Below are 16,901 nucleotides of genomic sequence, written 5' to 3'. Positions count from 1 at the left end.
AAAGCAGCGAAAAATCGCTACTTCTCCTATCTTTCAATTATTTTATAATAAGTCCTACTAGTTACTTTATAGATAATAAAGTAGATGATTAAGATACCTAAGATAGTTAATACACTGACTGTATAAATAAAACGATCACCTTGTACACCAAAATTCAGTAAAAGCTTTTTCAAAATTGGTAAAGCAAAGAGAAAATGCATAATCGCAAGGATTAAAGGCATGAAAAACACTAATACAATCTGTGAATTGATCGTTTTCTTTACCTGCTTCAAACTCATCCCTACTTCCTGCAAAATCTGATAAGAACGTTTATCTTGGGTTCCTTCAGATAACTGTTTGTAATAAATAATTAAGGCTGCCCCCAATAAAAAGGCGATCCCTAGCAGAAAACCTGTGAAGAGAAATCCGCCTGTCATTTTCAATCCTTCTTCACGAAACTCTTTAGCTGTTGTAAAATTAGTATAAATAGTATGTCCTTGTTTAGTAAACTGTCCCTTGTTTTTAGTGAAAAAATCAGTTAATACTTTTTGTTCTTTATTCGATAAATCAGCAAAGGCCTTATAATTATAGCTAACTTTCCTTTGAGTGTTTTTATTATAAACCGTTAACATATCAGCAAGCGTTTGTTCGTCTGAGACAATTAAAATACCTGCAGGTATTCCCATATTACTAAGAGCTACATTTTTGACCTTCTTTATCGTGTATCCCTTTTTATAATAGCGGCCTAACCAATTGATACCTGAAAAGGAGAAACTTTTATTTTGATTATAATCATAGAAAGCGACCTGACCTTTAGACAGTTTTGGTAGTTTATTGCCTAATTTGCGAAAATCTTTTTGCGTTATAACTTCGATAGAAGCAACTTTATCAAGGTGAGCATAAGCATTAGCAACAAAAGAAGGTTGCACATTAATGTTTTTTTGATTGTTATATGGAATAGCAAAAGAGGCGGACTTATACTGTGCAAAGTTTTTATTAAAATTTGGGTAGGTTTTTTTTAAAGACTGGACAACATTATGATTAATAACTTCTTCAGCTTCTTTGGGCTTATCAATTTTTATAAATTCAATGCGTGAATTTTTAGGATAAGTATCATTAACTAGAGAGTTATTGCTGCTATATAAAGCTACTGTTGAAAAAATCGTTACAAAAGCCATAATGGCTAATAAAGTGATATTAGCAAGACCAACTGCATTTTGTTTCATACGAAAAATCATTTGAGAAGTGTTGACAAAATGTTCTGGCTTGTAAAAGTAACTCTTATTTTTACGGCGAAATTTCAAATACCAAGTCATAAAACTAATATAAAATAAATAAGTACCTAATATAACAGCCAATATAGCTTGAAAGAAACGGCTGATTCCTGTCAAGGCGCTTAAATGAGCTGATGAAATTGATAAGTAATATCCATAGCCGATCGCTAAGAGACCAATAAGAGCTAAAATGATATTTCCTCTTGGTTCACGCTCTCCTTGACTTTGATTACTGAAAAGATTCAGGGCAGAAGTTTTACGGATTTTAAAAATGTTTACTAGCTCAAGTAAGAAGAAAATACCTGAGAATAAAATAATATTAATCACAAAGGCAATTGAATTGACTGAAAAATTTAAATTATTATAGTGAATCAAATTAACGAAAACAAGATAAAAGATGTTAGCAAAGATAAGGCTGAAAACGACCCCCAATAACATTGTGATAGCATAAATGATAAGTAGTTCTATGGTAGATAGCCAAATGATTTGATTCTTATTCATTCCCAAGATGTTATAAAGTCCAAATTCTTGATTGCGCTGCTTTAAGAAAAAATGATAACTATAGAAGCACATAATGGCTGAAAAGATACTTAAAACAATATAAGCCAACCCTAGGGCAAAGCTGCCTGTTCCCATTGTTTTAGCAGTCTTACTTAACATAATAAGCAGTGTAATACTGCTAAACATAAAGGTTGTTATGCTAACAAGGAAAAAAGGAGCAAAATGTTTAAAAGACTGCCTAATATTATTAACTGCAAGTTTAAGATAAAACATTTTACTCACCTCCTAAAAGTGCTGACATAGATAAAGAAATATCCTTATTAAATTCTTGATTGCTTTTATTTCCTCTGTAAAGCTGATGGAATATACGCCCATCTTTAATAAAAAGAACACGTTTAGCATGACTTGCTGCGTTGGCTGAGTGAGTAACCATTAAAATGGTTTGGCCATCTGCATTAATATCTTCAAATAAATTCAGTAAATCTTCCGAATTGCGATAATCCAGTGCTGCTGTCGGTTCATCTGCTAAAAGGATTTGAGGCTTAGTAATAAGGCTGCGAGCAATAGCGACACGTTGTTTTTGGCCTCCTGAAAGTTCAAAGGGACGCTTTTCCAGCAGATCTTGAATACGAAGTTTAGGAGCAAGGCGGTATAAACGCTTTTCCATTTCTTTGTAATTTTGGCGATCAAGCACTAAAGGTAAAAAAATATTGTCTTGAACAGAAAGAGTATCTAAAAGATTAAACTCTTGAAAAACAAAGCCTAGATTTTTAAGACGAAATGCAGCTAGCCGGTTTTCTTTGATTTTGATAATATTTTCACCATTTAGGACAACAGAACCATTGGTTGGCTTTTCTAAGGTAGCTAGAATATTAAGCAAGGTTGTTTTACCAGATCCGGATTCCCCCATTATGGCGATAAATTCTTCTTTCTCAACTTTAAAATCAACATCTTGTAAAGCACGTGTCTCTTCTTTTGAAAAACGTGTCCGAAATACTTTTTCTAAATGATTAATCTCTAAAAGCATAATTTCTCCTTTAAACCATTATACTAAAAATAATTACTCTGTATTAACCGCATTTAAACAAGTTAACTATTTATTGCGAACACCTATTATTTTAAAGGAAAAAAAGTCTTTGATCCTTACATTAAAAAACAATAACCTTACAAAATTGTAATTTTTATAAAAGCAAGAATTTCCTTCTCCTCTTGCTTTGAAGAAAAAATAACTTTTGGAAAATAAGTAACATAAGAAAATAGAGACAAGACCAAAGTCCTGCCTCTACTAATTATTTTATTACCTTTACCGCTTGATAACAAGCAAAGGAATTTTAGATAAGGAAAAGTCAATGATGCTATTTTCCCGCAAATGACAGATAGTCATTAGCTGTTTATATTAGAATCTAAAGAAACCAGGGAAAAATCTATCATATCTAGGTCTGAAACGGAAATCATTCGTACTTCCGCGATTTATTGTACGATTAGGATTTCGATTTCCTCTTTGGTAATCATTGTTATAGCGATAAATACCATTCTCATCAAAATAAGCCCATTTTCCTTCAACTATGTGCCAACCTACAAGAGAATAACCATCATTACCGAAATAATACCAATTTCCTGATGATGTCTTTATATAACGGTTACGCACTTCAATACCTGATTGAGGATCATAGTATTTGACACGGCCTTTGCTTTCTGTAATGAATTCACCTTTAGCCTGAACACCGTTAGCTTTAAAGTAGAGGCGTTGGCCATTAATAGTTCTTGCTCCTGTTACGGCATAGCCATTGTTATCAAAGAAGAACCATTGGCCTTGGCTGTTTCTAACGAAACGGTTGCGGATTTCATTACCTGAATTGGCATCATAATACTTCACGCGGCCATTTCCATCTGTGATAAATTCACCTTTAGCCTGAACACCGTTAGCTTTAAAGTAGAGGCGTTGGCCATTAATAGTTCTTGCTCCTGTGGCAGCTACCCCATTTTGATCAAAGAAGAACCATTCTCCCTTAGAATTTCTTACAAATGAATTTGAAATTTGATTTCCTGAATTTCTATCAAAGTAACGTAATTTATTATCTGATGTCGTAATAAACTGTCCTTTAGCTTGGAATCCAGAATTATCAAAGTATTGAACTGCTCCTCCGTTGACAGTCGTTAAACCAACAGCCATAACACCATTTCGGAAATAACGCCACTGTTGTCCAAAGAGATAATAGCCATTTTCATATCGGCGCCCATCGTTTCCATAATAAGCAAAAACATTATGACCATTATTATAAATGGCATTTCTCAATTGGATACCATTTGACAGGAAGAAATAGTTTGCGCCATTGATAAACTTAGCACCTGTTACCATGTAACCATCTTTATCAAAATAGTACCATTTATCACCTAAACTGATAAAAGTATTTTTTGCTTGATTGCCACTAGTTGAATAGTAAGTATAGCCTTTCCCGTCATGTACAAAACCAGTTGTATAGTTAGTTGACGAACGATCTGTTAACAAAGACTTAGGAAGGAAAGTTTTATCTGCAGCTAAGCTGAAGTAAGTGTTTGTTGCTTGATCTTTTAAGACATAACCTGCACCGCGTCCTAAAATATTGGTTCCATTGAAGTATTTGGCTGACCACTGCTTAATTTTAACAGTCGGATCCATCGCAACACCCGTTGAAATCTGTTTCCTAGTAAAGAGTTCTGGGTATTTCTCCTGAAGTTCTTTCAAGAATTCACCGCCGTATTTAGCTTGTTGATCTTTTCCTGAGCTCTTACTGTCCACCACATAAAGTGTGTTTTTAATTTGAGAACCAGCAATAACTCTTCCATATTTGTCCACTCGCGTTACTTCAACAACTTCTTTTTCTGGGAAAGCGTACATTTGATCTGGCACCCAGTCCGCCATCACTTTAATGCCCTTGCTGTGAAGCGCTTTGATGGCCTTAACCAAGTGGTCTGCCGTACCGTATTTATTTGGCTTAGAAATACCTAAGTCATAACGGTCTGTAAAGGCATAGCCGTTTTGAATCACAGAATCAAGGAAAGTCCCATCTGTCGAAGAAACATACTGCGGCGCCATTTCAAAATCTGTCACGCCCCATTCGGCAAACTTGTCAACGTTTTTAGCAATAACCACATTGGTATACTCGTCTTCCTTGGTCGCAAAATCTTGGAAATTCGAGAAGCCTTCAAACATAACACGTGAATCTAAAGCAGCATTTTGGTGAACAGACTTGCCATCTGTAGATGGAGTTTCACTCGCTGCCACACGAATATCTTGGTTGGCAGCTGCACCAACAGGAACCCAAACTCCTAAGTAACCTGAAACTTGCGGATTGGCATAGCCTTTAATATCAGCTGCCGTAAAGATCAACTCACCTCTGTCATTCGTATAGCGAACCAAACCAGCTGCTTCTTGATCTGAATTATAGGTCGCAATGCCTTGATTAGTTGTCAATAACAGTGGGCGGTAAGCTTGGTTTTTATGCGCTGCTCCCATATTGACGACAACACGGTCATAACTATTCAAACGAAGATTAGGATTATTTCCTTCAATAACAGCAACTCCTGATAAACGAGTGGTTTGGTCTCCAACAACGTTTTTAGTCAAAGCCCCTTTTCCATAACGTACAGAAGTAATGATTTCAGAGTTCCCTACTCTCATATTGCTCATGGATTGACCGCCAGATACGTATTTTATCCGTGCTTTCAAGAGCGCTTCAATGGCATCATAGTTAATTGTCTTATTGGCCATATACTGACCATCATCAGTAAACATATCTCCATAGTATACCCGCGGTACACTGGATTTATTGGTCAAAAGCAAGGCATAAGATAGGGCTGTATTATAATGCGTGTATTTCTTATTGGTAGCTAGTAAATCTTTATTGTAAATCTCAAAGGCCTTTTTAATTTCTTCCATGGTGAAAGAATAACCGACAACATTGGGATTGATTTCAGCTCTGATAATCCGGCCAATCAGATCCTGCACTTCACTATCATGTGCTCGGATAAAGGAGTAAGAAGGAACAGCAGCCGTTTCAGCACTGTCTTCTGTCCTATTAATCAAGCTATTAGTGATCAAAGGATTCATGCCTGAACGTTCTCCTAAAGGTTTAGCCAGAGAATAAAGCAGAGACAAACGCAGCTTGTTATCCATATTGATCATGTTGTCACCATCATCATGGAGGTAAGGTGTATCATTATTACTCCATGCTTCTAAGATAGACAGATGATCATTAGCGTTTTTGTCATTCTTATGAATACCCTTAGCAGCTTTTAAGTAATCGCCAGCAATTTGAAGCAGGTCAGCATCCACATTGTCCACAGCATCTACACGAATGGAGTCAAAGTTAGCATCAGGATCATTAGCGTAAATCTTTCCAAAATTCATGAGGAAGTGGAGCCAGTTCAGCTGTTCAGCCTGAACGACAGGATTAGAATTGTCCACATCATTAGCTAGTAAAAACTCATAGCCTCCCATACTTGGATCAGCTGTGTAACGTGGATCGTGTTTACCAGTTTGGTAAGTCGGCGTGCGGTTAAGAATACGATAATTTGAGTTAGCATGCGGGCTTGTCTTACTATTATTACTATAAAGAAGGGCACCCTTTTGTAAATGATCGTCAAATGGTTTTTCACTTTCACTGTTCCAAGCTGTTTGTGTTTTGACAAACGATGAAATAATAGAACGCAGCCAGTTTGTATTTTTTGTCGCCGTGATTTTTTCTTCAATCTTGGTTTGTACTGTTTGTGCAGCCAAATCTAATTGTGCTTGGCTAGTAGAAGAGTTATAAGTTCTATTGATTCCAAGCTGCGTGTTCATATAGTTAACATACTGACGCTGTGTTTCTTGGTCAGGCCACCAGGACATAAGAATAGGACGAAAATCTTTATCTGTAGATTCAGTCCAGGTCTTTCCGTCCTTCAAGATACTCTTTGGACGATACCAAGAATCAGCCGTTAAATAGTTATTGATATGTTCAAAACTTTCTGCAGCCGTACTATAAGCCTGATTATGTTTTGCAAAATCACTAGTCTTATCAGTGAAATCAGATGTAGATCCTCTCTTAGGTAAAGAACTATCTGATAAGGCACCAGTTTCATCAAAGTAAAATATCTTACCATTAATATTCAAGGCATAATTTTTTTGAACAGTGCCATCTTCTTTGTAATAATAATATTTACCATTAACATTTTTAATGTTTTTAACACTGTTAAGTGCTTCAACATTATCTCGGCCCAACAATCCTGATTGATTTATCTTTATATCTTTTGGTTTGTTAGGAACAAATTTAGCAGTGACAGATCGGCGTACATTTGCTGCGGTATTTGCTGCAGCAACTTTATTGTTGGCTGCTGTACGGTTTGCAGCTTTTGGCGAAGCAGCAACTATTTTATCACTGACAGATTTTGATTGACTCACTGCTGCTTGAGCATTTACAGCAGCATTAGCATCTGCAGTTTTAGTAGCTGCATTATTCTTGAGATTGTTCTCAGTTACTTTAGGCTCTGAAGTTGCAGTATTTGCTGCACCAGAAGAGGCAGAGTCTTCTTTAGTCGTTTCCTTACTTGTTGTCACAAGACCTGTTTGAGAGTCATTAACAACCTGATTACTATCTTCATTAGAATCTGCTTTTACAAATCCACCTGAAAGAGAAGTCAAAGCCAAGACGGTAGAGGCAACTGATACTGTTACCCATCGCTTCTTCACTTTACGTAATTTAAAATGTACTTTCTTTTCCATACATCCTCCAAAATATTTAAGTGTTTTGATATAAAACATAGTTATTGTAACATTTTTATAACAAAAAGACAATGTGTTGTAATTAAATTACAATAAATTTTTTTAATTTTTTCTAAAAAAATAAATTCATTATAAATTTATGATAAGTATTAAAAAATAACTGAACTTACCTTAAGAATTTTTTAAACAAAAAAGAGAATAGGAAGGACAAAAAACATGATTGTCATCCTATTCTCTTGTTTTAATCACTGATTAAAGCAGAATTTGATCGCCAGAATTAGGATCATAATAGCTGATACGGCCTTGCTGATCTGTGATAAACTCACCTTTGGCCTGAACACCGTTAGCTTTAAAGTAGAGACGTTGACCATTAATAGTCCTTGCTCCTGTTACGGCATAGCCATTATTGTCAAAGTAGAACCATTGGCCTTGGCTGTTTCTAACGAAACGGTTGCGGATTTGATCACCAGATGCAGCGTCATAATAGCTGATACGGCCTTGCTGATCTGTGATAAACTCACCTTTGGCCTGAACACCGTTAGCTTTAAAGTAGAGACGTTGACCATTAATAGTCCTTGCTCCTGTTACGGCATAGCCATTATTGTCAAAGTAGAACCATTGGCCTTGGCTGTTTCTAACGAAACGGTTGCGGATTTGATCCCCGGAATTAGCATCATAATAGCTGATACGGCCTTGCTGATCTGTGATAAACTCACCTTTGGCTTGAATACCGTTAGCTTTAAAGTAGAGGCGTTGGCCATTAATCGTTTGATTGCCTACTACTGCTGCACCATTGACACCAAGGTAGAGCCATTGGCCTTTTTCATTTTCAATGAAATGATTTCGGTGCATATTGCCAGATTCTTTATCAAAGTATCTTATTTTGCCATCAGCAGTTGTGACAAATTTACCTTTGGCCTGATAACCCATCTCATCAAAATATTGAACCTCATTATCAACAACAGTTAAGCCAACACTCATTTCTCCATTCTTAAAATGACGCCAAACGCCGCTGGTAAATTGATAATAGCCATTTTCATATCGGCGTCCATCATTTCCATAATAAGCATAAGTACCATTTTCATTCTTAAGAATAGCGTTTCTCAATTGAAGGCCATTAGGCAGGAAGTAATAATGAACACCATTAATATTTTGAACACCAGTCACCATGTAACCATTTTTGTCAAAATAGTACCATTTGTCACCTTCACTGATAAAAGTATTTTTAGCTTGATAACCACTGGTTGAATAGTAAACATATCCAGTTCCATCATAAGAGAAGCCGACTTGGCTGTCTTGATTTAGTAATGATTTAGGAAGGAAATTTGTTTCTTTATCATCTGAAATATTGAAATGAGAATTAGTAGCTTGATCTTTTAGGACATAATCCGCACCGCGTCCTAAAATATTGGTTCCATTGAAGTATTTGGCTGACCACTGCTTAATTTTAACAGTCGGATCCATCGCAACACCCGTTGAAATCTGTTTCCTAGTGAAGAGTTCTGGGTATTTCTCCTGAAGTTCTTTCAAGAATTCACCGCCGTATTTAGCTTGTTGATCTTTTCCTGAACTTTTCGTATCTGTCACATAAAGGCTGCTTTGGATACGAGAACCTTCTGTCGGTGTACCATACTTATCAGTACGGGTAGCTGTTACAACTTCTTTTTCTGGGAAAGTATACATTTGATCTGGCACCCAGTCCGCCATCACTTTAATGCCCTTGCTGTGAAGCGCTTTGATGGCCTTAACCAAGTGGTCTGCCGTACCGTATTTATTTGGCTTAGAAATACCTAAGTCATAACGGTCTGTAAAGGCATAGCCGTTTTGAATCACAGAATCAAGGAAAGTCCCATCTGTCGAAGAAACATACTGCGGCGCCATTTCAAAATCCGTCACGCCCCATTCGGCAAACTTGTCAACGTTTTTAGCAATAACCACATTGGTATACTCGTCTTCCTTGGTCGCAAAATCTTGGAAATTCGAGAAGCCTTCAAACATAACACGTGAATCTAAAGCAGCATTTTGGTGAACAGACTTGCCATCTGTAGATGGAGTTTCACTCGCTGCCACACGAATATCTTGGTTGGCAGCTGCACCAACAGGAACCCAAACTCCTAAGTAACCTGAGACTTGCGGATTGGCATAGCCTTTAATATCAGCTGCCGTAAAGATCAACTCACCTCTATCATTCGTATAGCGAACCAAACCAGCTGCTTCTTGATCTGAATTATAGGTCGCAATGCCTTGATTAGTTGTTAATAACAGTGGGCGGTAAGCTTGGTTTTTATGCGCTGCTCCCATATTCAAGACGACTTGTTCATTTTCGTTAAGGCGTAAACTTGGTTGGTTAGCTTCAATGACTCCTATACCTGACAGACGAGTAGTTTGATCCCCAACAGCATCTTTAGTCAAAGCCCCTTTTCCATAACGTACAGAAGTAATGATTTCAGAGTTCCCTACTCTCATATTGCTCATGGATTGACCGCCAGATACGTATTTTATCCGTGCTTTCAAGAGCGCTTCAATGGCATCATAGTTAATTGTCTTATTGGCCATATACTGACCGTCATCAGTAAACATATCTCCGTAGTATACCCGCGGTACACTGGATTTATTGGTCAAAAGCAAGGCATAAGATAGGGCTGTATTATAATGCGTGTATTTCTTATTGGTAGCTAGTAAATCTTTATTGTAAATCTCAAAGGCCTTTTTAATTTCTTCCATGGTGAAGGAATAACCGACAACATTGGGATTGATTTCAGCCTTAATGATATCACGAATTAAATCTTGAACCTCACTATCATGTGCTCGGATAAAGGAGTAAGAAGGAACAGCAGCCGTTTCAGCACTGTCTTCTGTCCTATTAACCAAGCTATTAGTGATCAAAGGATTCATACCTGAACGTTGGTTTAGAGGTTTAGCCAAAGAATAAAGCAGGGACAAACGCAGCTTATTATCCATATTGATCATGTTGTCACCATCATCATGGAGGTAAGGTGTATCATTGTCACTCCATGCTTCTAAGATAGACAGATGATCATTAGCGTTTTTGTCATTTTTATGAATACCCTTAGCAACTTTTAAGTAATCGCCAGCAATTTGAAGCAAGTCAGCATCCACATTGTCCACAGCATCTACACGAATGGAGTCAAAGTTAGCATCAGGATCATTAGCGTAAATCTTTCCAAAATTCATGAGGAAGTGGAGCCAGTTCAGCTGTTCAGCCTGAACAACAGGATTAGAATTGTCCACATCATTGGCTAATAAGAATTCGTAACCGCCGATAGTGTTATCAGCAGTATATCTAGGATCTTTCTTACCAGTTTGATTAGTTGGTGTGCGGTTAAGAATACGGTAGTTAGAGCCAGTACCAGGCGTTAAGCTAGTTTTGTTATCAAAACGAAGTGCGCCATTTTGTAAATGATCGTCAAATGGTTTTTCGCTTTCACTGTTCCATGCCGTTTGTGTTTTGACAAACGATGAAATAATAGAACGCAGCCAGTTTGTATTTTTTGTCGCTGTAATTTTAGCTTCTATTTTAGCCTGAATTATCCCTGCTGCAATATTTAATTGAACCTGATTGCTTGTATCATCATAAGTTTTGTTAATTCCAAGCTGTTTGTTCATGTAATTAACATATTGGCGCTGTGTTTCTTGACTTGGCCACCAAGCCATTAGAATAGGACGGAAATCTTTTTCTGTTGATTTAGTCCAGGTCTTTCCATCTTTTAAAATATATTTAGGACGATACCAAGACTCAGCTGTCAAATAGTTATCGATATGTTCAAAGCTTTTAGCAGAACGATCATAGACTTGATTATATTTTTTATATAAATTACTTCTTGTTGTGACAACATCCTTATTCACAGTGTCAATTGAAGTATCTGTATAAGCACCGCTTTCATCAAAATGCAGAGCCTTACCATTAACGATTAAAGTAAAATTAGTTCTTACCTTACCAGCTTCATCGTAATAATAATATTTGCCATCAACTTCTTTGACGTTTGAAATACTTTCTAACAATTGTATATCACTGACATCAGTGTCATCTGTATTAGCTTCAGTGACTTTTTCAGTATTTTCTGTGACTTTATCTGCAGCCTTAGTTGTCTCTTTCTTAGCTTCAGAATTTTTATCTGCCTCAGTGACTACCTGACTTTGTGTCTGTTGTGTCTGTTCAGAGCTAGAAGTTGTTTGTTCACTTGTATTAGAGATATAAGGATTGCTTGTTGTTTGTCTCTGTGTTACTGAAGAACTTGTTTCTGAATTAGAACTACTATTTGTTGTTACTGAATCATTTTGTTCGCTTGTAACTGATTCGGTAGTCGTCTGAGTCTGACTTTTAATAATATTATTAGAATCAGCAGAATTCTGAGATTTTACTTCATTAGAATCTGCTTTTGCTAAGCCACCCGAAAGGGTTGTTAAAGTCATCATAGCGGATGCAACAGATACTGTTACCCATCTTTTCTTTACTTTGCGCAATTTATAACGCACTTTTTTGTCCATTAGGAACCTCCAAAATTATTAAAGATGTTTTATATCAAACAGTATTATTGTAACATATTTTTAATAATTAACAAATATTTGTAACTGATATTTATAAATTTTTTCTAAATTTCACTAAAAAAGCCGATAACTATCTTATTTAAAATTAATAAAAGCCTTTGATTTTCAAAGACTTTTATTAGCATTTATTTCTAAAACTTAAAAGTTTAAAAATGGTTCTAAATCTCTTAAAGCGCGTTTGCTGATGGCAGTGTAACGTTCTTTTTTATCTCGAATACGCGGACCTTTTAATTCTGCTATAATTCCAAAATTAATGTTCATAGGTTGAAAATGTTTACTATTGGTATGTGTAATGTAATAAGGTAGGGAACCGATGGCTGTTGTCTGCGGAAAAACTACAGCTTTTTCTCCCTTCAAATAGCGAACAGCATTAATACCAGCTATAAGACCAGAAGCTGCTGATTCTACATAGCCCTCTACCCCTGTCATCTGACCAGCAAAAAAGAGATTGCTCTGTCTTTTGGACTGGAAGGTCTGGGTTAGAAGATTTGGTGAATCCATATAAGAGTTGCGGTGCATGACGCCATAGCGGACAAAATCAGCGTGTTCGAGTCCAGGAATCATCTGAAAAACTCGCTTCTGCTCTCCCCATTTAAGATGTGTTTGAAAACCGACAATATTATAAAGATTTCCTGCAGCATTGTCCTGACGCAGTTGGACAACAGCATAGGGTGTCTTATAGTCACCATCTCGCGGTCCTTTATAATCTTCTGGATATTCTAGCCCAACTGGCTTCATAGGACCATAAAGCATCGTTTTGATACCGCGTTTAGCCATAACTTCGATAGGCATGCATCCTTCAAAATACTTTTCTTTCTCAAAAGAATTAAGCGGAGCCTCTTTTGCCTTTATCAAAGCTTCATGAAAAGCCATAAATTCTTCTTTAGTCATAGGACAGTTAAGATAGGCCGCTTCACCCTTGTCATAACGCGATTTGAGGTAGACCTTATCCATATCAATCGTACTTTTATCAATAATGGGGGCTGCTGCATCGTAAAAATAAAAACCAGCTCCATTATTCAATATGTGAATTTTTTCTGCCAGACTGTCGCTTGTCAGAGGACCTGTCGCAATTATTGTAATCACATCTTCGGGAATTTCTGTTATTTCCTTGCGAATAACCTCTATTAAGGGATGGTTTTGGAGTTCTGCAGTTACCGCTTGAGCATAACCTTCGCGGTCAACCGCCATAGCACCTCCAGCAGGCAGACGGTTGGCTTCACCTTTTTGCATGATAATGGAATCCAAACGACGCATTTCTTCTTTAAGCAGACCAACAGCATTAGTTAGGCTGTCCCCACGAAAAGAATTAGAGCAGACCAATTCTGCAAAATCACTGGTTTTATGCTGAGGTGTCGGCTTAACACCGCGCATCTCATAGAGTTTGACAGGAATACCGCGCTTGGCAATCTGATATGCCGCCTCAGAACCAGCCAAGCCAGCCCCGATAACATTTATGTAAGATTGAGACAAAACCAATACCTCTTTGCTAGGAAAATCCCAGCTCAAATCTTTCTATTTGTGATACCTGTTTATTATACCTTAATTCCTGAATTTCCTAAACTAAAACATTTGGAAGTATTTTCAGATTGTTTTGATACAAGCTTTGATTGGTTTTATTACCGCTATCAACTATCCTCCAGACTATAAAAACCTCTATTATCTATATACTATAGGTGAGTAATCATCTACTGTATAATGAGAAAGCAGCTTTCAATATTAAAAAGGAGTGAAACAAAAATCTCACTCCTGATCATTTATTTTATAATTTCTTCTTTATAATCGCACTCATTATTGCTGCAGATTACTTGTTTACCGCCACGAACTTTCTTTTCAACTAGAAAATCTCCAGATTTAGGACAATCTCGCCCAATAGGCTTATTCCATGAAGTAAATTCACATTCTGGATAGCGATCACAGCCATAAAAAATACGGTTGCGTTTTGTCTTGCGTTCAATGACCTGTCCTTTCTTACAAAGGGGACAAGTAACACCTATTTCTTTAGTAATAGCCTTAGTATTATGACAGTCTGGGAAATTTGAACAAGCATAAAACTTGCCATAGCGGCCAAGTTTTATGACCATCGGATGACCACAAATTTCACAATCAAAACCAGCGGGTTCATCTTTAATTTGAATTTTTTCCATTTCTTCTTCAGCCTTTGAAACTTCCTTCTCAAAAGGCCTGTAAAACTGATCAATAACCCTTTGCCAGTCTTCCTTGCCGATTTCGATTTCATCAAGTTTCCCTTCCATTTCAGCTGTGAATTTGACATCTACAATATCTGGGAAGAATTCAATAATAAGACTGTTAACAATTTCACCAAGTTCAGTCGGCTCAAAACGTCTTGCAATTAACTTGACATAATAACGTTTTTGGATGGTTTCTAGCGTTGGCGCATAGGTTGACGGACGGCCAACACCATTTTCCTCTAAAGTTCTAATAAGAGTTGCTTCTGAATAACGAGCAGGTGGCTGAGTAAAATGCTGTTCAGGATTAGTAGAAACTTTTTTGACATAGTCACCTTCTGTCATATCAGGAAGCATTTTATTTTTATCAGAATCATTATAAATAGCTAAATATCCATCGAATTTGACTTGACTGCCATTAGCAGTAAATCGGACGCCATTTTGCTCAAGATTGACCTTCATTGTATCAAAGACAGCTGCTGTCATCTGGCTGGCAACAAAACGGTTCCAAATAAGAGTATAAAGTTTTAATTGATCCTTATCTAAATATTTAGCAATAGATTCAGGCGTATGATTAACATTTGAAGGGCGGATAGCCTCATGGGCATCTTGGGCTCCTGAGGCGTTACGCACACGATTCCCGTGCTTCGAATAATGAGCGCCAAAACGCTCTGTAATATAAGTAGCAGCTTCATTTTGAGCTAAAGGGCTAATTCTGGTAGAATCAGTACGCATATAAGTAATCAAACCTTGCTGCCCGCTAGAACCAAGCCTGATTCCTTCATAAAGCTGTTGAGCAACCATCATTGTTTTACGCGTCCTAAAACTAATTTTATTAGCAGCATCTTGTTGCAAAGAGGATGTTGTATAAGGGAGCGGTGCATTGCGTTTACGTTCCTTCTTTTCGACTTTCTTAACAAGAAAATCATCTCCTGTAATACGATCTAGTACTTCTTTAACTCCATCCTTGTTTTTTAGTTTAATTTTTTTTCCATCAAGTCCATAAAAACTGGCTTGAAACTGTTTTTTTCCTTTTTTAAATAAACCATCAATACTCCAATATTCTTCTGGTTTAAAGTTCTTTATTTCATTTTCACGGTCAATAATGAGCTTGAGAGCAACAGATTGGACACGCCCTGCTGAAAGGCCTTTTTTAACTTTTTTCCAGAGAATAGGTGATATAGAATAACCTACGATTCTATCCAAAACACGACGTGCTTGCTGTGCATCTACAAGATCCATATCAATTTGACGCGGTTCAGTAAAAGCATTTTTCACAGTATTTTTTGTGATTTCATTAAAAACGACACGATTTTTTTCTTTTGGATCCAAATTTAAAATATGTGCTAAATGCCATGAAATAGCTTCTCCTTCACGATCCGGGTCACTTGCAAGAAAAATTTGTTTGGCTTTTTTAGCTTCTTTTTTTAAGGAATTAATAAGAGGACCTTTACCTCTAATATTAATATATTGAGGTTCGTAATTATTATCAAAATCTATTGACATACTTGATTTTTTTAGGTCACGAATATGCCCCACAGAAGCAACAACTTTATAAGAGCGTCCCAAATACTTTTCTATAGTTTTTGCTTTAGCAGGAGACTCTACGATAACTAAATTTTTCTTAGCTGTTGCGCGTTTCTTACTTGTTTTTTTGGCTTTAGTTGCTGTTTGAGCTGTCACTATATCACACTTTCTATCAGTTTTAAACTTCTAGAATGATATATTATTTTTAGAAACCTGTCAAGAACAAAGATTATCTTATAGAAGAAGTTGTTCGGGATTTAATATTCATTTAAGATATCAAGACCCGAAGTTATGCATTTTGCTCCCTCTTGTATCAAATGGTGACAGCCATCTGAGTAGCCATCTAAAATATTTCCAGGAATTGCATAGACATCTCTTCCTTCCTCTAAGGCACGTTCAGAAGTAATCAAGCTTCCTGAACGCAGTTTAGCTTCTGCAACAACAACTCCTTGGGACAGCCCTGCGATGATTCTATTGCGTTCTGGAAAATGATATTTTAAGGGTCTGCTGCCTGGTCCATATTCTGATAAAAGGAGATGATTGTGAGCAATATAATCTTGTAATTGTTTATTTTCTTTAGGATAGTACATATCTAGTCCTGTACCGATAACAGCAATGCTAGATCCTCCATTTCTTAACACAGCTAAATGAGCACTTGTATCAATTCCACGTGCCAAACCACTAACAATAACAAACCGGTTTCCCAATTCTTGTACAATCTTTTTAACCGCATCTATACCGTTTTGGCTAGAAGATCTAGAGCCAACAATTGCTAATTTTTTGCTTTGTAAAAGATCAATATTACCTTTATAAAATAAAAGCGCTGGAGGATTATAGATATTTTTTAGCTCCAATGGGTAATCTTTATCAAAAATAGACAGAGAGGAAAAACGATTAAATTCCTTTCGCAATACGCTGCTATTCAAGTTTTTATACTGTTCCATAAAAAGTAGAGGTTCCCGACAGCCGGAAACAACAGCCATATCACGAAGAGACAAAGATTTTTTCTTTGTTTTTTGATATTCTATAATTTTTAAAATATTTAGATTTGTCAGTCCTGCTTTTTTTAGTTTAAATAGTTGAAAATTATCCATTTTTACACCTTCCTATTTAAACTAT

General features: G+C 36.6%; 7 protein-coding genes. All 7 read right to left on the bottom strand.

Features of this window, described 5'->3' with window-relative positions; translation table 11 throughout:
* Window positions 1-26: 26 nt before the first annotated feature.
* Entirely contained in the window at window positions 27-2,027 is a 2,001-nt protein-coding gene (locus STRMA_RS02970) for an ABC transporter permease (RefSeq protein ID WP_003080046.1), read from the bottom strand.
* A 1-nt stretch (window position 2,028) separates the two neighbouring features.
* Entirely contained in the window at window positions 2,029-2,781 is a 753-nt protein-coding gene (locus STRMA_RS02965; protein ID WP_003081539.1) for an ABC transporter ATP-binding protein, read from the bottom strand.
* 369 nt (window positions 2,782-3,150) lie between these two features.
* Window positions 3,151-7,497 carry a glycoside hydrolase family 70 protein gene (locus tag STRMA_RS02960; RefSeq protein WP_003081055.1) on the bottom strand — a complete coding sequence of 1,449 codons (4,347 nt, stop codon included), beginning with the start codon at window positions 7,495-7,497 and terminating at the stop codon, window positions 3,151-3,153.
* A 252-nt stretch (window positions 7,498-7,749) separates the two neighbouring features.
* Entirely contained in the window at window positions 7,750-12,006 is a 4,257-nt protein-coding gene (locus tag STRMA_RS02955) for a glycoside hydrolase family 70 protein (protein WP_003079439.1), read from the bottom strand.
* Window positions 12,007-12,204: 198 nt separating this feature from the next.
* A complete protein-coding gene (gene trmFO / locus STRMA_RS02950) occupies window positions 12,205-13,539 on the bottom strand; it encodes a methylenetetrahydrofolate--tRNA-(uracil(54)-C(5))-methyltransferase (FADH(2)-oxidizing) TrmFO (protein ID WP_003080974.1) in 1,335 nt (444 codons plus the stop codon).
* A gap of 284 nt (window positions 13,540-13,823) precedes the next feature.
* On the bottom strand, window positions 13,824-15,938 hold the full coding sequence (gene topA, locus STRMA_RS02945) for a type I DNA topoisomerase (RefSeq protein ID WP_003081026.1): 2,115 nt from the start codon (window positions 15,936-15,938) through the stop codon (window positions 13,824-13,826).
* 101 nt (window positions 15,939-16,039) lie between these two features.
* Window positions 16,040-16,876: a DNA-processing protein DprA gene (dprA, locus tag STRMA_RS02940; RefSeq protein WP_003081306.1), complete on the bottom strand. Its 837-nt coding sequence runs from the start codon at window positions 16,874-16,876 to the stop codon at window positions 16,040-16,042.
* Between the last annotated feature and the right edge of the window lie 25 nt (window positions 16,877-16,901).

The organism is Streptococcus macacae NCTC 11558 (assembly GCF_000187995.2).
GTDB classification, from domain to species: domain Bacteria; phylum Bacillota; class Bacilli; order Lactobacillales; family Streptococcaceae; genus Streptococcus; species Streptococcus macacae.
This window is presented reverse-complemented; position numbering and strand designations above follow the sequence as displayed.